The following is a 17700-nucleotide window of genomic DNA, read 5'->3' as shown; positions in this document are numbered from 1 at the left end:
ATACCTCTTATGCGGCGGGCTTCTTTTGTCCCTGCCTTGCAACCGAATATAGGGGTGAGGATTCCCCATCCGCTTAAAATTCGCGGTTAAGAAATGTTGACGTTTGAGAGGGTTAGCGAAACCTTGGTGTGTGTAAGAAGCTGGTAAGGTTGCGCGAGTGTTAAGCAGTTCGCACCAGGTTGCGAAGAGCAACCCAGCGCAGTTGCGCCGCGCCCGCATAGACATTTAGCAAAGCCAAATTGCCGTGAACGCTCTATGTTTGCAGCACTTTGCCGGGGTTCATGATGCCCGCCGGATCGATCTCGCGCTTGATGCGCTTCATCAGTGCCAGCGAAACCGGGTCTTTGATCACCGCCAGCTTGTCCCGCTTCATTTGCCCGATTCCATGTTCGGCGGAGATGGAGCCTTCAAACGTGCCGACAATTTTATAGATCGCATTATGGATCGCATCTTCATGGGCGAAGAAATCGTGCGGATCCCATCCCACAGGCTGCGAGATGTTGTAGTGCAGATTGCCATCGCCCATATGACCGAAATTCACGATCCGCGCTTCCGGCACAATCGCCAGCACCGCAGCATCGGCTTTTTCGATGAAAGCAGGCACAGAACCGACAGGCACGGAAATATCGTGCTTGATCGACGCGCCTTCAGGCTTTTGCGCCCAGGACATGTCCTCGCGCAATTGCCAGAACGCTTTTTGTTGGGCAAGCGACTGCGCGACCACGGCATCATCAATCACGACGCTTTCCAATGCATCGCCCAATATGCTCTCCAAGATCTCATTCGCCTCCGCCTCAGAACGACCAGAAGACACCTCGATCAAAATCGTCCATGGATGCGGGTCGGCTAGCGGGGGTTGCGTTGGGTTGGCGGCGTGTCGGATGGTGAAATCCATTGCCGTCTCGCTGATGAACTCAAACCCCGTGAGGCCGGAACCTGCCGCGCCCTTCGCGCGGTTCAGCAGATCGAGCGCATTATCCGGCGTCTTCACGCCCACATATGCAACCGCCGTTCCCGCAGGTTTCGGGAACAGTTTCAACACAGCCTTGGTGACGATGCCCAGCGTCCCTTCCGCGCCCACAAACAGATTGCGAAGGTCGTAACCCGTATTGTCCTTGCGCAGCCGCGACAGGCCGTTCAGCACTTCGCCGGTGGGCAGCACAACCTCCAGACCCATCACCAGATCGCGGGTATTGCCATAGGCCAGCACACCTGTGCCGCCCGCGTTGGAGCCGATATTGCCGCCGATCTGGCAAGAGCCTTGCGAGCCGAGCGAAAGCGGGAACAGCCGATCCGCATCGTCGGCGGCTTTCTGGATCGTCTCCAAAATAGCACCCGCTTCCACCAACATCGTGTTCGACGCCGCATCGACATCCACAATCCGGTTCATGCGCCCCAGCGAAATCATCACCGCATTAGCTTGGCCCACCAACGGAATTCCGCCGCCCACAAGCCCCGTGTTTCCTCCCTGTGGCACCACGGGCGTTTTGGTCTCGGTGGCCAGTTTTAAAATCGCGGAGACTTCTTCCACACTGCCGGGCCGCAGCACGAGCGGGGAGGTGGTTTCATAACGTGACCGCGCATCGGTGATGTAAGGCTCGATTTCCTTGCCATCGCGCAGCGCATAGCGCGGGCCGACGATGGCCGCGAAGCGTTCGGCAATTGTCTCGTCCAATGTCACTGACGCCCTCACACTTCTTCTCCTTCGCTCAGATTCGATCCGTGTGCCGCGCGGGCGAGCCTGTCGTTGATGGCAGCGCCCAAGCCTTCGGTTGGAATCGGTTGCACCGCAAGCCGCCGTGCAGGGCCTTCATCCAATGCCTTCAGCATAGCGAAAAGGTTGTGCGCTGCCTCCTGCAAATTGCCGCTGGGCGACAGGTTCTGCATCGGCCCAGCATGATCCGGGGCAGCGCCAAGCACCAGCCATCCCTCGTCGGGGTCTGCACGGTCGGCGTTCAGCCGCAACGGTTTGCGCGGCGCGTAGTGCGCCAGCAATTGCCCCGGCGCTTCAATCTTTGCCTCGCCCTGCGGCCGCAAGACTTCGCCGCCGAACACGGCTTCAATCGCCTCTATAGTCGCCCCGCCTTCACGCAACAGAATCAGTTCATCGCCATCCACCTTCAAGATCGTCGATTCCAGCCCGACGTCACAGGCCCCGCCATCAAGCACCAGATCTACCGCGTCTCCCAAATCATCAACCACATGAGAGGCCGTGGTTGGGCTGAGCCTCCCGGAAGTGTTCGCACTGGGCGCTGCTATGGGAACGCCGAGCAACCCCGCAAGATCAGCCATCACACCTTTCGGCTGGCGCAGCGCCAGTGTCGCCAGCCCTGCGGTTACAGCAGGTGCAAGCCCTGCACTTTCGCGCAGCGGCAAAACCAGCGTCAGCGGCCCGGGCCAGAATGCGTCCATCATCCGCTCGGCCAGCGGCGAAACATCCGCGTAACGCACTGCCATATCCCGCCCATCCACATGCACGATCAGCGGATTGTGCGGGGGTCTGCCCTTCGCCGCATAAATTCGCGCCACGGCGGCTGTATCATCGGCTCGCGCGGCGAGGCCGTAGACAGTCTCGGTCGGCACGGCCACCAAGCCGCCCTCGCGCAGAATGTCCTCAGCGCGGCGCAAGCCTTTTTCTATGGGAACACAATCAACCATGGCCGCCTATACAGGCCAAAACCGAGCCAACAGCAAGCCACCCGTTCGCATTGTCGCGTTGAAAAGCGCCGCGCCTGCCTTTACCAAGGCTTTGGAGCTATCCGTCAGCCGACCAAGAGGAAACGCCATGTACCGCGCCCCCGTATCAGAAATCGCCCACACGCTGAAAACCGTCACCGGATTGGGCAAAGCCATGGACGCACGCAAGACGGGCGATCTTTCCGAAGACCTCCTCGACGCGATCCTCGAAGAAGCCGGTAAATTCGCCACCGACGCGATTGCCCCGCTCTCGAAGATCGGCGACGAACAAGGCACGCCGCTCAAGGATGGTGTCGTGACCATGCCGGAAGGTTGGGGGCAGCTCTACAAAGATTGGTGCGAGGGCGGCTGGAACGCGCTGACCGGCCCGGAAGCCTATGGCGGCCAGAACCTGCCGATGGCACTGCAAACCGCCGCCTTCGAGATGTGGAATTCCGGCTCGCTCGCCTTCGGCATCGGCCCGACGCTGACGATTGGTGCCATCGAGGCGATCAACCTCCACGCATCGGACGCGTTGAAATCCATCTACCTGGAAAAGCTCGTCTCCGGCGAGTGGACCGGCACGATGAACCTGACCGAGCCGCAATCCGGCTCGGACCTGAATGGCCTGAAATCCCGCGCCGAACCCGTGGGCGACGGCAGCTACCGCATTTTCGGTCAGAAGATCTACATCACATATGGCGAGCACGACATGACGGACAACATCGTCCATCTGGTTCTTGCCCGTCTGCCAGACGCGCCTGCCGGCCAGCGCGGCATTTCGCTGTTCCTCGTGCCGAAGGTTCTGGTCAATGAAGACGGCTCGCTTGGTGCGCGCAACGATGTGTTCTGCAACGGCGTTGAGCACAAGATGGGTATCCACGCTTCGCCCACCTGCACGATGATTTACGGCGACGGTAAATTCGGCGACGAGGCCGGAGCCATCGGCTGGATGGTCGGCGAAGAAAACCGTGGCCTCGCCTGCATGTTCACGATGATGAACAACGCCCGTCTGCTCGTCGGCATCCAGGGCGTCGCCGTGGCAGAAGCGGCGACCCAAAAAGCCATCGCCTATGCCAACGACCGCAAACAGGGCCGCGCCGAGGGTTATGACGGCGAGGGCATGGCCCCCATCGTCCACCACCCGGACGTGCAGCGCAATCTGCTGACCATGCGCGCACTCACCAACGCCACCCGCGCAATCTCCTACAATTGCGCCTTCGCCATCGACCGGCAGGAAGCGCCCGATAGCGACCATGCCTTCTGGGGCAACCGCGCAGCCCTCCTGACGCCCATCGCCAAAGCGTTCTCCACCGATGTGGGCGTCGACGTTGCCTCTATTGGCATCCAAGTTCACGGCGGCATGGGCTATGTCGAAGAGACTGGCGCGGCGCAATACCTCCGCGACGCACGCATCGCCCCGATTTACGAAGGCACGAACGGCATTCAGGCAATTGACCTCGTTACCCGCAAATTGCCGCTCGAGGGCGGTGATGCGGTGCGCGGCTATATCGCCGAGTTGAAAGACATCGCCGAAGCCGTGCGTGGTTCAAACCGGCCCGATCTTGACGGCGTGGCCGATGGTCTGGCCGCCGCGCTCGACGATATGGAAGCGACCACCGAGCACTTGCTGGCTTGTCTTGAAAATGGCGACAAAGCATCCGCACTCGCGGGCGCAACGCCCTATCTGCGCCTCTTCGGTCTCGCCGCAGGCGCGACCTATCTGGCAGCTTCGGCGCTTCACTCAGGCGAAGCTGAACAAGCCGACCGTGGTGCCATCGCCCGGTTTGCAGCCTCCAACCTGACGCCGGAAACCGCCAGTCTGCGACGCATCGTCGAAGGTGGGGCAAAGCCGCTTTTGTCTGCGGGAGAGTTGTTGAAGTCCGCCTAAACCTTGCGTCCGAAAATCGGGCGCTGGGCTTTCGACTTAGGACGCGAGAGCGTCACAACCGCCTCCACATGGGGCGACCAAAGAAACTGGTCGTAGGGCGTTGCGCTGTCGATCTGATAGCCACCGCGCACCAGAACCTTCAGATCCCGCGCCAGCGACGCAGGACTGCACGAGACATAGGCCACCCGCTTGACGTCCGACTTGGCAATATTCGCCACCTGCTCGGCAGCCCCCGCGCGGGGCGGGTCGAGGCAGATGCCGTCGAACCGGTTGAGTTCTTTCACCGTCAATGGTGCCTCAAACAGATCGCGTTCTTCGGTGGTCACGGGCTTCAGCCCTTCGCCGCCCGCGCCAGTCGCAAGCGCTTCAAGAGCAAGCCCGTCGCTTTCCACCGCATGCACCCGCGCCTTTTGTGCAAGCCTGAGAGCAAACGTGCCGGAGCCGGAAAACAAATCAACAATGCGCTTTGATTTTGCCAGATGCTTGGCAACATCACGCGCCATCACAGCTTCAACCTCCGGCACCGTCTGCAAGAACGTGCCCGGCGCAATCGCCACCTGAACCGCACCAAAGGAAACGATGGGTTTCTCGCGTTCCACTAAAATCGCGCCGTTGGCGGATGCGCGCAGGAACTGCGAGCGGGAAAAGGCGCGAACGAAATCCGCCTCCATTGCGTCCGACGGCATTTGTTCCAGCGTGAAGGCGAGATCAAGCCCGTTGTCGCATTGGGTGACAAGCACTTGCACAATCTCCCGCCCACGCATCAGCACAGGGCATAGTTTGGCAATCGCTTCCATTTTGCTCGAAATCGCAGGATGCAGAACCGGGCATTGGGAAAGCTGCACAATCGCTTCGTCCTGCCATTCGTGAAATCCGAACACCAGCCCGTCATCCGTGCGCCGGGCGCTGAAAGTCGCGCGGCGGCGGCTGCCCGCATCGCACGGCACGCACGGCGCAACCTTCGCGTCCAATCCGGCAGCGGCCAACGCGTTGGCAAGCAAGCCTCGCTTCCATTCCAGATAGGGCGCGCGCTCCCAGTGCTGCACTGCGCAGCCACCGCATGTGCCGAAGTGCGGGCAGGGGGGCTCAACCCTCTCCGCAGATGCTTTCTCAACCGAAGCGAGCGCCAAATGCGGCGGCGTGCCCTCAGCCACCACACTTTCCCCCGCCAGCGTGTAGGGTACGAAGACCGAAAGGCCATTGTGTTCGCCCACACCATCGCCCAGCGCCCCCACATCGCGGATATCGATTTTCATGCCTTCGCCCCGCACATCAAAAACTCTGTATTGCCATCGCCACCCTTAATGGGCGACGGCGCAAAGTGCGTAACGCTCCAGCCATCCAAACCCTCAAGCCAGCCCCGCAGCCGCTCGTTGGTGCGCTCTACAAGTGCGGTGTCTGTAACCAGCCCACCTTTGCCGATGCCATCGCGCCCCACTTCGAATTGCGGCTTGACCAGCAGCACACAATGGGCACCGGAAGCCGCCAGCCGCAGCGCAGGCTCCGCGCCCAGCGTGAGCGAAATGAAACTCAAATCGCTCACCACGCAATCGGGCGCTTGGCCCAAATGATCGAGCGACAGTTCCCGCGCGTTCAGCCCTTCAAACACGGTGACGCGTTTGTCGGTACGAATGGAAGCGTCCAGTTGATCGTGACCGACATCAACAGCGACCACATGGGCCGCGCCACGTTCCAGCAACACTTGCGTAAACCCGCCGGTCGATGCGCCCAGGTCGACGGCGCGAGCGTTGGTTAAATCCAGACCGCACAGATCAAGCCCCGCCACAAGTTTCAACGCAGAGCGCGAGACATAGCCTTGTGCCGGATCGTCGATCACCAGTGCGCAGTCGCTGTTCACCATCATGCCATGCTTTGCAGCCAATTCGCCATCAACGCGAACGCAGCCACGTTGCACCATATCGCGTGCGCGCGAGCGGCTGGGAGCGTGGCCGAGTGCGGCGAGGTGTTGGTCGAGGCGAATGCGGGATGGGGTCATAAAAAGCGTGTGGCAGGCAGCGCCGCCAAGATCAACCGAAGTGATCTTAAAAACAGTTCATCAAAGCCCCGGTGAGATAGGCCGTGTAAACCGCTCCACCAAACTGCGTCCAAAGAAACGCGCCGCCAGATGTCAGCCCGCCGAGGCTGGTGGCGAGAACGAACTTACCGATCAAGCTCACGAAGCCTCCAGCAGACGCTTCAGCTTCGCTACAGCCGTCTCATGGTTTTCGCCATAGCCAATTGTGCCAAAGAACTCGCCGTTCGCGTCCATCATATAGGTCGTTGCTGTGTGGTTGACGTTATAATCATCGCCGTCGCCATCCTTCTGCGCGAAGGCGCGCCAGGCTTTCAGCATGGTTTGGATTTGCTCAGGCGTGCCGGTGATGCCGGAAATGCGGCTGTCGAATGAGGTAAGATAGCTCGCCATTAGTTCCCGCGTGTCACGCTCGGGATCCACGGTAACAAAATAGACATCCAGCTTGTCGCCATCCGGGCCAAGGTCTTTAAGCCAACGGCCAGCTTCGTAAAGCGTGGTGGGGCATACGTCCGGGCAATGGGTGAAACCGAAAAAGATGACGTGCGGACGGCCCTTGAGGTCTTCTTGAGTGACCGTCTGGCCGTCGGTGCGAACAGCCTCAAACGGGCCGCCAATCTGAACCCCAGCGAGGCGTGCGCCCGTGCCTTCTTCAAAGAACTGTTGTTGCAGCGTGGACCAGGCAAGAAACCCGCCCAGCACTGCGATTGCAGCCCAAAGGACAATGCGAAAATTTTTCATAACCCGTTTTCGGCTCCCTGCGTTTACGAGTTGGCCGCGACGGGAACCTCCATGCCCAGCGCAGCAACGGCGGTGGCGAGGATCGCGCGGCTATCGAGCCCCGCACGTTCTATCATCGCATCCGGGCTCATTTGGTCAATATATTCATCAGGCATAACCATCGGACGCACCTTCAATCCAGCGTCCAAAGCGCCGCAGGTTGCCAAATGGTGCAGCACATAGCTGCTGAAGCCACCAACCGAGCCTTCTTCGACGGTTATCAACACTTCGTGTTCCCGCGCCAAACGCTCCACAAGGTCAGTGTCCAGCGGCTTGGCGAAGCGTGCATCGGCAACTGTGGTGGAAAGGCCAAGGCGTTGAAGCTCTTCTGCAGCCAACAGGCTGTCTGCCAACCGCGAGCCGAAAGAGAGAATGGCGATCTTGGTGCCTTGGCGCACGATACGGCCCTTGCCGATTTCGAGCACCTCGCCGCGCTCTGGCATATCAACGCCCACGCCTTCACCGCGTGGGTAGCGGAAGGCAATCGGGCCTTCGTCAAACTCGGCAGCGGTGCGCACCATATGCTTCAGCTCGGCTTCGTCGGAAGCGGCCATAATGGTGAAGCCAGGCAGGCAACCCAAATAAGCCACATCGAACGAGCCCGCATGGGTCGCTCCATCGGCGCCGACGAAACCCGCACGGTCAATAGGAAAGCGAACGGGCAGGTTCTGGATAGACACATCGTGGACCACTTGATCGTAGCCACGTTGCAAGAAAGTCGAATAGATCGCGCAGAACGGCTTCAGCCCTTCTGTCGCCAAACCAGCGGCAAATGTGACCGCGTGTTGCTCTGCAATGCCGACATCGTAAATCCGGTCGGGAAATGCCTCGCCAAAAATATCGATGCCCGTGCCGTTCGGCATGGCTGCCGTGATGCCGACTATGCGGTCGTCGTGCTCGCCCTCTTGGGCAAGCGTCTGGCCGAACACTTTGGTATAGCTTGGCGCGTTGGGCGTTGGTTTGGACTGCTCGCCGGTGATGACGTTGAACTTGGACACGCCGTGCATCTTGTCGGCCGAGCTTTCAGCAGGCTCGTAGCCTTTGCCCTTTTCCGTGCGCACATGAATGAGGATCGGGCCTTGCTCACTGTCGCGTACATTGCGCAAAATCGGCAGCAGGGCGGAAAGGTTGTGGCCGTCGATGGGGCCGACATAGTAGAAGCCCAATTCCTCGAACATCGTGCCACCGGTCCAGAAGGAACGGGCATATTCTTCGGTCTTGCGCGCTTTGTCCGCCAGGAATTTCGGCAGTTTTTCGTTCAGTTGCTTCGCGGTTTCGCGCAAGCCCCGATAGGTCTTGCCGGAGACAAGACGCGCCAGATAATGGCTCATCGCGCCCGTGGGCGGAGCAATCGACATATCGTTGTCGTTCAGGATAACGATTTGCCGCGCATCCATCGCCCCCGCATTGTTCATCGCTTCATAGGCCATACCGGCCGTAATGGAACCATCGCCAATGATGGATACTACATCGCGCTTCACCCCCTGCAGGCGCGAGCCTTCCGCCATGCCGAGGCCTGCGGAAATGGAGGTTGAGGAGTGGGCCGCACCGAACGGGTCGTATTCGCTTTCAGAACGTTTGGTGAAGCCGGATAGGCCGTCTTGCTTGCGCAACGTGCGGATGCGGTCGCGGCGGCCTGTGAGAATTTTGTGCGGATAACACTGGTGGCCCACATCCCAGATGATGCGGTCGTGCGGTGTGTTGAATGTGTGGTGTAGCGCGATGGTCAGCTCAACCACGCCGAGGCCAGCACCCAAATGGCCGCCAGTTACGGAAACGGCGTCAATCATCTCGGTGCGCAGTTCTTGCGCTAATTGCGGCAGTTGATCGTCGGTGAGCTTGCGAAGGTCCGCCGGTATCTGGACGGTATCCAGCAGTGGTGTTTCCGGTCTCATGGTCTTGCTCCCTTCGCGAACATCGCGCGTCCAATTATTCGGACAGTTTATTATGTCCATTTAATTGGACACTCGTCAACATGTGGAGAAGTCGCACTCTTCAATGGGTGCTCATATCCGTTACCTGACGGCCTCAATATAGGGATCTGATAGGCTAAATCACGCGCAATTGGCTGCAGAATTTGCGCAAATTGCCTCGGTTTGTGCAGATTTGGTGCAAAAGCTCGGAAAGGGTTAACCGTCGAGCGGTTCGCTGCCCTTGGCGGTGCCGTCTGCGCCGATGCGGATTTTCTCCACTTTGTCTTCGGCGGCTTGCAGCAGCGTTGCGCAATGCTTCTTCAACGCTTCGCCGCGCTCATAGGTCTTGATGGATTCGTCTAGCGAAACGTCGCCACGCTCCAGCGAATTGACGATCTGTTCCAACTGATCGAGTGCCTGTTCAAAGGTCAGCTTGGCAATGTCGTTTGTGGTCGTGCTGTCGTCAGCCATCTTGGTATCCGTTGTTCGATAAAAGCTCAGCCGCGCATCAAGCGGGCAACGTGGGTGGCGCAAGATTGTGCCAAGCCTTGCAGGTCATAGCCGCCTTCCAGCAGGCTGACCAGACGGTTGTCTGCGTGGCGCGATGAAGCATCCATCAACTTGCCGGTCGCCCAGTCAAAATCGTCTTCGACCAGATTTATGTTGGCGAGCGGGTCGCGGTGATGGGCGTCGAAACCAGCGGAAATGATTACAAACTCTGGCTGGAAAGCGTCCAGCTCTTTCAACACCCGCTCGCGGAACGCTTCGCGAAAACCCATGCCATCCGTGCCGGGGTCGAGCGGCGCGTTGCAGATGTTGCCTGCGCCCGTCTCGTCCTTCTTGCCGGAGCCGGGATAAAGCGGTATCTGGTGGGTTGAGGCATAAAAGACGCTTGGATCGTCAAAGAAAATGTCCTGCGTACCGTTGCCGTGGTGAACATCAAAATCAACAATCGCAACTCTCTCCACGCCATAGGCCTTCTGCGCGTGGCGTGCCATCACGGCAGCAGTGTTGATGAGGCAAAAGCCCATTGCCGTGGTTTTTTCGGCGTGATGCCCCGGGGGTCGCGCAGCAAGGAAAGCATTGTCCGCCTTACCCGCGAAAACATCGTCCACGCAGGCCAATCCGCCGCCAACGGCATGGCGCACACATTCCCAAGTCTTCGGGCTCATCACCGTGTCTGGGTCGAGACGAACGCGGCCGTCTTCAGGCGATTGCTCGCGCAGCGCTTCGACATATTCTTCCGGGTGCGCGTAGAGGAAAGTCGCCTCGTCTGCCACAGAGGTTTCAAACCGCACCAGCGGGTCGAATGCTTCGTCCGCCAAAGCCTGCGCGACCGAACGGATGCGGTCCGGCCGCTCCGGGTGGCCGTCCGGTGTCAGGTGCTCGGCGAAAATATCGTGCGTATAAAGATGTGTGGTCATGGGCAAAACTGTGCTGCAGACCCCGCGCAACGTCAACGCGTCAGCGCCACGCACGCCAATTCATGCACATCGATTCGCAAATTCAGGCGTTCATTGGTGGATCACGTAGACCGAACCGTCTTCCAGCCCCACCGTAATGGTCGTGCCACGCCCGTTGAAATGGCTGCCGATGGCCTTGTCGATTCGCGCGGGCAGGGGGATTGAAGCAATCTCCTGCAGCATCTTTTCCCCCCGTGCGGTGCCATCAAAGCGCATCAGGCGAAGCGATTTGCGGTCGCCGCTGGGCAGCGCGATATCGGACACGCCATCGCCATCGAAATCATTGACGGTGGAAAGGCGTTGTTCGCGCGAACCGATCTCGTGGTTGGAAAAGCCAAATGCCGAGCCGGAAAAGACAAGCGCGCCATTCTTCCACGTCCAAAAATTCAACGTGCCGCCAATGTGAGGCGTCACGACTTCGGCGATCTGCAGCGACCCATCGCCGTCAAAATCCTCAATACCTGCGACGTTCCGCCAGCGGTTTGTGCGGCCAATGTAAGACGTTTGCGCCAGCAGGATCAGTTCCTCATCAACCAGGCCATAAACCGCGATGGACGCGCCTTTGTCCTTGTGGCTGCGCAGTGTCACCACATGGTTTTTGCCCAAGCCGTCCAGGTCGATGATGCGCGGGGTTATGTCCTCGAACACCTCTTCTTCCGGCAAGTCGATTTGAAACACCTTGCTGTCAGCCGTCCGCACGGCAAGGCCGCCAGCTTCCACATCATCGCCCAGAATCGCATGAGCGTAGCGTTGCGTCGGCTTGATGTACCACGCTTCGGAAATGTCTCCCGCATCGACCGACCGTGCAATGCGCCCGTCGCGCATTCCGCCATCGGGTCGCGCGGTGGGCCGAACTTCCACGAATGGCCTCGGCAGATTGGCTGCTGCGCCCGCGCCAAAACACACTTGGAAGGCGGGGTCGACAAACGAACCATCACGGCACTGGATGATGATTGGCATGGCCGCGGAAGACAAAACCTGCCCCCGCGCACCAACCTGTGTCAGCTTCCAGCCGTTCACCTCTGTATCGGTTCGTCTGGGCAACTCGGTCGACTGATCAACCACCGGGCCTTCCGGCACCACTTCGATTGGCTCGGACGTTTCAGCAGTATCAGGCCGAGGCGTGGGTATCGTGGTCTGCGCCTGCGCGAATGCCGTCAGCGATAAGAAAAATGCAAATCCGGCACTGAGCGTGGCGCGCTTAGCCATCGATAATCAACGTGTCGCTGATCTCGATGCCAAAGCCTGACAGGCCCACATAGTGGCGCTCTTTTGATGCCAACAGGCGAATTGACGAAACACCAAGATCTTTCAAAATCTGCGCACCAAGGCCAATTTCAAGCCATTCCTCCTGGCGGCTTTGTGCTGCGCCATGCTCTTCCGAATCGTCGCCAAAAGCGGGCTGCTCGCGGTGGCCAGAAGTCGTCTCGCTGCTGCGAATGCCGCCACCCTGCACGCCGACCGAGCCTTCGCGCAGATAAACCACAACGCCGCGCCCTTCTTCTGCGATTCGCTGAAGCTGGCTTTTAAGCGCATCGGAGCCGCCGAACGCATCGTCGATGACGGATTCAATGTGCAGCCGCACCATCACATCCTTGCCATCGCGGATATCGCCATAGACGACCGCAAGCTGCTGCATCGCGTCCCACTGGGTTTTGTATGTCACCGCCTGAGCCGCACCGAATTCCGTCTCGATGGGAAATTCATTCACACGATCCACCAATTTTTCCTGCCTCTGGCGATAGGCAATGAGGTCCGCAACCGTGACGGTGCGCAGGCCCTTTTCCTTGGCAAATTCGTTGATCTGCGGCCCACGCATCACAGAGCCATCGTCGTTGACCAATTCCGAAATCACACCCACCGGCGGGAGGCCCGCGAGGTTGCAAAGATCAACCGCCGCTTCCGTATGGCCTGAGCGCATGAGCACGCCGCCCTCACGCGCCACCAGCGGGAAAATGTGGCCGGGGCGCACGAAGTCGTTCGCGCCGGAATTCGGGTTTGCCAACCCGCGCACGGTGGAGCATCGCTCGGCAGCGGAAATGCCCGTCGTCGTGTCGTGCTTATAATCGACCGAAACGGTGAAAGCCGTCGAATGCGGTGCATCGTTCTCCGCCACCATTGGCGCAAGGTTCAACCGCCGCGCTTCCGCCCCGGTCATCGGCGCACAGACGATGCCGGACGTATGGCGAATAAACATCCCCATCTTCTCCGGCGTGCAATGCACGGCAGCAACAATGAGGTCACCCTCATTCTCGCGGTCGTCATCGTCCATAACGATAACGATCTCCCCGGCCTCAAATGCGCGAATGGCGTCTGCTACGCGTTCCATGTCAGTGGTCATGGGTGTTTTCCATTAAATTGAGGTCCTGCATGATGGTTTCAATGCAGCCGCTTGAATTTTCGATGAATGCGCCAGTGGTGATGTGTCTAACGCGATAGCCTTTGCCGTGCAAAAACGCATCACGGCGCTGGTCTTTGAGGCGCTGATCGGATTTCGCATGAAACTCGCCGTCAAGCTCCACAACATAGCGTTTGCTGTGCGTGACGAAATCCACGACGTACGGTCCGATAGGGGCTTGGCGTCGGAAATGCACGCCGTGCAACCTACGGAACTTCTTCAGCTCGAGCCAGAGTGCTTTTTCATCACCCGTCATATTTGCCCGCAAGTCTCGCGCGCTCTCGATCTGTTGTTTTGAAATCATGCTCACGATCGTTTTCCCCCACCCGAAACTGCTGCGCAGTTTCGGCCTCCCCTCAAGAGGGAGGTTGGCTCCTGAAAACATCTGCCTCCCCCTTGAGGGGAGGCCGGAGAGCCGAAGGCGATCCGGGTGGGGGGATAGAGTGTGCAACAAGTAAAATCGCTCACCCGTTCTGCCCCCGATGCCGCAGCATGTGATCGGCCAGCACACAGGCCATCATCGCTTCCCCAATCGGCACGGCCCTGATTCCCACGCAAGGGTCATGCCGCCCCTTGGTCATCACGTCCACTTCCTGTCCGTCTGAATCAATGCTCTGGCGCGGGGTGAGTATCGAACTCGTCGGCTTCACCGCAAACCGCACCACAACATCCTGTCCGGAAGAAATCCCGCCCAGCACGCCGCCGGACTTGTTCGACAGAAACACCGGTTTGCCGTCATCGCCCATCCGAATTTCGTCGGCATTCTCTTCGCCCGTGATCGCGGCGGCTTCAAACCCGTTGCCGATCTCCACGCCCTTCACGGCGTTGATCGACATCATGGCCGAGGCCAAATCCTGATCCAACTTCGCGTAGATCGGCGCGCCCCATCCGGCAGGCACGCCGGACGCCACAACCTCAATCACCGCGCCCACGGAGGAGCCCGCCTTGCGGATGCCGTCGAGATAGGCTTCCCATTCTTTCGCCATGATAGGGTCAGGGCAGAAGAACGGATTGTCGTTCACCGTCTCCCAGTCCACCCGCTCGCGGTCGATCTTGTGCGGTCCCATCTGCACGAGACCTGCCTTGATCGTCACGCCATCAATGACCTTTCGCGCAATCGCGCCTGCCGCCACCCGCGCCGCCGTTTCCCGCGCTGACGACCGCCCGCCGCCGCGATAATCGCGGATTCCATATTTCGCGTCATAGGTGAAATCCGCATGGCCGGGGCGGTAGCGTTTGGCGATGTCGGAATAGTCTTTCGAGCGCTGGTCGGTGTTTTCGATCATCATCGAAATCGGCATGCCCGTGGTCAGAAACGTCCCGTCCTCCTGCGGCAGCACGCCGGAGAGCACCTTCACCGCATCGGCCTCGCGCCGCTGGGTGGTGAATTTCGACTGGCCGGGTTTTCGCTTATCCAAATAAGACTGAATCTCCGCCTCGCTGATCGCCAAATTCGGCGGACAGCCATCAACCACGCAGCCCAATGCAAGGCCGTGAGATTCGCCCCATGTGGTGAAGCGAAACAGGTGTCCGAAGGAATTGTGCGACATGAAATTCTAAGCTGACATAAGATCGTTCCGACTGTTCTATGGGGCCAATTATCGCCCGTCAAACCGCGCGCTTTTTGAACACTTTTTCAGCCGCCTGACCGGCTTCCAACGGCTCCGCTTCCTCACGCTTGTATTCCACAAATCCCATCTTGCCGTAATATTTCAAACCACCGATGTTATAGGATCGAATGGTCGCGTTGATGGTGCTGATATTCCTGTCTGCAGCGGCTTGCAAAGTGGATTGGAATAAGCGCGTTCCGATGCCTTTTGCCGTGCTGCCCACCCGCGCAAATGTGCCGATATCCGCCCAACCCGATGGCAACCAGTCGTAGAGATGCAGGGTCTGAAAGCCCAGCAGCGTGCCGTCAGCCGCCTGCGCCGTCACACAGGAAATCGATATCGGGTTCGTGACATAGTGTTCCAGAAATTCGGTCTCGCTCATTGTTTGCCGCCGCGCGGTTGTTCCGCCCTGCTCGATGATTTCGTTCAACAGCTGGCAAAGTTCGCCAACATCGCGCGGTTCGGTGGGTCGAATGATCATTTCTGCTTGCATAACGGGGTCCAAAACTGGCTATGGGCTGGTAGTTGGCGGCTGGTGAGCCTACACACCTTTTGACGTTTTACAGTGAGGCCCGCAATGCCGCTCACCAAATCCCTGCTGACCCGCGCCAGATCGCGCTGCGAGATGTGCGCTGGCAAACAGGCGCTTTCCGTGCTGCCGGTCGAACCAAACGACGGCACGCCCGACACCGCCATTCTCGTGTGCGAAACCTGCCGCGATCAGATCACTGAAGCCGCGCCGCTGGATATGAACCACTGGCGCTGCCTCAACGATTCCGCGTGGAGCCAGACGCCCGCCGTGCAAGTGACCGCGTGGCGGATGCTCACCCGCCTAAACGACGAAGCGTGGGCGCGGGAATTGCTCGACATGATCTACCTCGAACCCGAAACGCTGGGATGGGCGCAAAATGATACCGTCACGCCCTTGGGCGAAATCGATCATTTCGATTCCAACGGCGCTCTGCTGCAAAACGGCGATGCGGTGACGCTGACCAAAGACCTGCCGGTCAAAGGCGCGGGCTTCACCGCCAAGCGCGGCACGACCGTGCGCCGCATATCGCTGGTGCCGGACAATGCCGCGCAAATCGAAGGCCGCATTCAGGGCCAGAACATCATCATCCTCACCCAATATGTGAAAAAGGCCTGACGACGTGACCACCTCCATCACCATCCCCCGCCCGGACGATTGGCACCTGCATCTGCGCGATGGCGACATGCTGCGCGGCGTGATTGCCGACAGCGCCCGCCATTTCGCCCGCGCCATCATCATGCCCAACCTCGTGCCGCCCGTTGTGCGCGGTGACGATGCGGCCGCCTACCGCGAGCGCATTCTGGCCGCCCTGCCGGAAGGCATGACGTTCGAGCCGCTGATGACGCTCTACCTCACCGAGACGACCGACCCCGACGACGTCGCCGCTGCCATCAAATCCGGCCTTGTGAAGGCGCTGAAACTCTATCCCGCCGGCGCGACGACAAACTCCGCTTCCGGCGTGAAGGACTTCGACAAGGTCATCCCCGTGTTGGAGCGCATGGCCGACCTCGGCACGCCGCTCTGCGTCCACGGCGAGGTGACCGACGCCGACATCGACATTTTCGACCGCGAAGCCGTGTTCATCGACCGTGTGCTCGACCCGCTGCGCAAGCGCGTGCCACAATTGCGCGTCGTCATGGAGCACATCACCACGTCCGATGGCGTCGACTACGTGAAATCCAACGCCGACAATCTTGGCGCGACGATCACCACCCACCACCTGATTATAAACCGCAACCACATCCTCGTGGGCGGCATCAAACCCCATTATTACTGCCTGCCGGTCGCCAAGCGCGAAAGCCACCGCCTCGCGCTGCGCCAAGCGGCAACCTCCGGCGACACCCGCTTCTTCCTCGGCACGGACTCCGCCCCGCACCCGACAGACCTGAAGGAAAACGCCTGCGGTTGCGCCGGGTGCTACACATCGGTGAACACGATGAGCCTGCTCGCCCACGTTTTCGAAGAGGAAGCCGCGCTCGACAAGCTGGAAGGTTTCGCCAGCCGCCACGGCCCAGCCTTTTACGGCCTGCCGGTCAACGCCGAGCCGATGACGCTCGCCAAATCCGACCGGCCCGTGGCCTTCCCCAAAACCATTCCCACCGGGGCAGGGGACGTCACCGTCTTCGACCCCGGCTTTGACACCTATTGGCACGTAAAGGACGCGTGATGTTTCAAAACACTTTTCCCGACAAGGCGATGATCGCCGAACTGACCGCAAGGATGCTGTGGGAAATCGGCGCCGTTCATTTCCGCGCCGACGAGCCCTACACCTTCACGTCGGGCCTGAAATCGCCCGTCTATATCGACTGCCGCAAGCTGATCTCATACCCGCGCATCCGCTCCGCCGTGTCCGATTTCGGCTGCGCCACGGTGATGCGCGATGTGGGCTTTGAGAAATTCGACGTGGTCGCGGGCGGCGAGACGGCGGGCATCCCCTATGCTGCCTTCATCGCCGAACGCATGGGCCTGCCGATGATCTACATCCGTAAAAAGCCGAAGGGCTTTGGCCGCGGCGCGCGCATCGAAGGCGATCTGAAGGAGGGCCAGCGCGTTCTGTTCGTTGAAGACCTCACCACCGACGGCGGCTCCAAGATCGGCTTCGCCGAAGCCATCCGCGAAGCGGGCGCAGAAGTCACCGACACGTTCTCCGTCTTCTACTACGACATCTTCAAAGACGCCCCCGCCACGCTCAAACAACACGGCATGAACCTGCACTACCTGACCACATGGCCAGACGTCCTAAAGGTCGCCCGCGCGGAAAAGCTGTTCGACGAGGCAACGCTGGGTGCGGTAAGCGAATTCCTGAACGCGCCCTACGAGTGGAGCGCGGCACATGGGGGGATTTCGGAGCGGGGGTAAAGGGCAGCAATGCGGACATTTTGCTATTTTCGATTTGTATCGGTATC

18 protein-coding genes are annotated in these 17700 nt (G+C 59.7%); 4 read left to right on the top strand and 14 right to left on the bottom strand.

Features of this window, described 5'->3' with window-relative positions; translation table 11 throughout:
- Positions 1–253: 253 nt before the first annotated feature.
- Both ACFQ14_RS06135 and ACFQ14_RS06130 read right to left on the bottom strand, forming a co-directional pair.
- On the bottom strand, positions 254–1693 hold the full coding sequence (locus ACFQ14_RS06135) for an FAD-binding oxidoreductase (protein ID WP_377211819.1): 1440 nt from the start codon (positions 1691–1693) through the stop codon (positions 254–256).
- On the bottom strand, positions 1690–2658 hold the full coding sequence (locus ACFQ14_RS06130) for an L-threonylcarbamoyladenylate synthase (RefSeq protein ID WP_377211818.1): 969 nt from the start codon (positions 2656–2658) through the stop codon (positions 1690–1692). The genes ACFQ14_RS06135 and ACFQ14_RS06130 overlap by 4 nt, the downstream gene beginning before the upstream one ends.
- A gap of 127 nt (positions 2659–2785) precedes the next feature.
- Between ACFQ14_RS06130 and ACFQ14_RS06125 the strand changes: the two genes are divergently transcribed.
- On the top strand, positions 2786–4567 hold the full coding sequence (locus tag ACFQ14_RS06125; protein ID WP_377212083.1) for an acyl-CoA dehydrogenase: 1782 nt from the start codon (positions 2786–2788) through the stop codon (positions 4565–4567).
- Here the strand turns inward: ACFQ14_RS06125 and ACFQ14_RS06120 are convergent.
- From ACFQ14_RS06120 to ACFQ14_RS06065, 12 genes are all read right to left on the bottom strand, one after another.
- The gene (locus ACFQ14_RS06120; protein ID WP_377211817.1) at positions 4564–5823 is read right to left on the bottom strand and encodes a class I SAM-dependent RNA methyltransferase; all 1260 of its coding nucleotides are present in this window, start codon (positions 5821–5823) and stop codon (positions 4564–4566) included. The genes ACFQ14_RS06125 and ACFQ14_RS06120 overlap by 4 nt on opposite strands.
- Entirely contained in the window at positions 5820–6563 is a 744-nt protein-coding gene (locus ACFQ14_RS06115; RefSeq protein WP_377211816.1) for a TlyA family RNA methyltransferase, read from the bottom strand. Before ACFQ14_RS06115 ends, ACFQ14_RS06120 begins: the two co-directional genes overlap by 4 nt.
- Positions 6564–6609: 46 nt before the next feature.
- The gene (locus tag ACFQ14_RS06110) at positions 6610–6744 is read right to left on the bottom strand and encodes a hypothetical protein (protein WP_377211815.1); all 135 of its coding nucleotides are present in this window, start codon (positions 6742–6744) and stop codon (positions 6610–6612) included.
- Positions 6741–7340, bottom strand: coding sequence for an SCO family protein (locus tag ACFQ14_RS06105; RefSeq protein WP_377211814.1), 600 nt, complete (start codon positions 7338–7340; stop codon positions 6741–6743). The genes ACFQ14_RS06110 and ACFQ14_RS06105 overlap by 4 nt, the downstream gene beginning before the upstream one ends.
- A gap of 23 nt (positions 7341–7363) precedes the next feature.
- Positions 7364–9274 carry a 1-deoxy-D-xylulose-5-phosphate synthase gene (dxs, locus tag ACFQ14_RS06100; RefSeq protein ID WP_377211813.1) on the bottom strand — a complete coding sequence of 637 codons (1911 nt, stop codon included), beginning with the start codon at positions 9272–9274 and terminating at the stop codon, positions 7364–7366.
- 234 nt (positions 9275–9508) lie between these two features.
- A complete protein-coding gene (locus tag ACFQ14_RS06095; protein WP_377211812.1) occupies positions 9509–9763 on the bottom strand; it encodes an exodeoxyribonuclease VII small subunit in 255 nt (84 codons plus the stop codon).
- 26 nt (positions 9764–9789) lie between these two features.
- On the bottom strand, positions 9790–10716 hold the full coding sequence (locus ACFQ14_RS06090; RefSeq protein WP_377211811.1) for a histone deacetylase family protein: 927 nt from the start codon (positions 10714–10716) through the stop codon (positions 9790–9792).
- 90 nt (positions 10717–10806) lie between these two features.
- Positions 10807–11964, bottom strand: coding sequence for a hypothetical protein (locus ACFQ14_RS06085; RefSeq protein ID WP_377211810.1), 1158 nt, complete (start codon positions 11962–11964; stop codon positions 10807–10809).
- Positions 11957–13096: a 3,4-dihydroxy-2-butanone-4-phosphate synthase gene (ribB, locus tag ACFQ14_RS06080; RefSeq protein WP_377211809.1), complete on the bottom strand. Its 1140-nt coding sequence runs from the start codon at positions 13094–13096 to the stop codon at positions 11957–11959. Before ribB ends, ACFQ14_RS06085 begins: the two co-directional genes overlap by 8 nt.
- Positions 13086–13538 (bottom strand): endonuclease domain-containing protein, encoded by a 453-nt coding sequence (locus ACFQ14_RS06075; RefSeq protein WP_377211808.1) that lies wholly within the window; start codon positions 13536–13538, stop codon positions 13086–13088. Before ACFQ14_RS06075 ends, ribB begins: the two co-directional genes overlap by 11 nt.
- Positions 13539–13617: 79 nt before the next feature.
- A complete protein-coding gene (aroC, locus tag ACFQ14_RS06070) occupies positions 13618–14703 on the bottom strand; it encodes a chorismate synthase (protein ID WP_377211807.1) in 1086 nt (361 codons plus the stop codon).
- Positions 14704–14761: 58 nt separating this feature from the next.
- Positions 14762–15256 (bottom strand): GNAT family N-acetyltransferase, encoded by a 495-nt coding sequence (locus ACFQ14_RS06065; protein WP_377211806.1) that lies wholly within the window; start codon positions 15254–15256, stop codon positions 14762–14764.
- A gap of 84 nt (positions 15257–15340) precedes the next feature.
- On the opposite strand from ACFQ14_RS06065, the gene ACFQ14_RS06060 reads away from it, so the two are divergent.
- Genes ACFQ14_RS06060 through ACFQ14_RS06050 form a run of 3 tightly spaced genes read left to right on the top strand, consistent with a single transcriptional unit; the run spans position 15341 to position 17653 of the window.
- Entirely contained in the window at positions 15341–15910 is a 570-nt protein-coding gene (locus ACFQ14_RS06060; RefSeq protein ID WP_377211805.1) for a PhnA domain-containing protein, read from the top strand.
- A 4-nt stretch (positions 15911–15914) separates the two neighbouring features.
- Positions 15915–16961 (top strand): dihydroorotase, encoded by a 1047-nt coding sequence (pyrC, locus tag ACFQ14_RS06055; protein WP_377211804.1) that lies wholly within the window; start codon positions 15915–15917, stop codon positions 16959–16961.
- The gene (locus ACFQ14_RS06050; protein ID WP_377211803.1) at positions 16961–17653 is read left to right on the top strand and encodes an orotate phosphoribosyltransferase; all 693 of its coding nucleotides are present in this window, start codon (positions 16961–16963) and stop codon (positions 17651–17653) included. Before pyrC ends, ACFQ14_RS06050 begins: the two co-directional genes overlap by 1 nt.
- Positions 17654–17700: the final 47 nt, after the last annotated feature.

It is taken from the genome of Pseudahrensia aquimaris (assembly GCF_042676045.1).
In the GTDB taxonomy this organism is placed as follows: domain Bacteria; phylum Pseudomonadota; class Alphaproteobacteria; order Rhizobiales; family Rhizobiaceae; genus Pseudahrensia; species Pseudahrensia aquimaris.
Note: the sequence above shows the minus strand (reverse complement) of the source record. Positions and strands in the feature narration are given on the sequence as shown.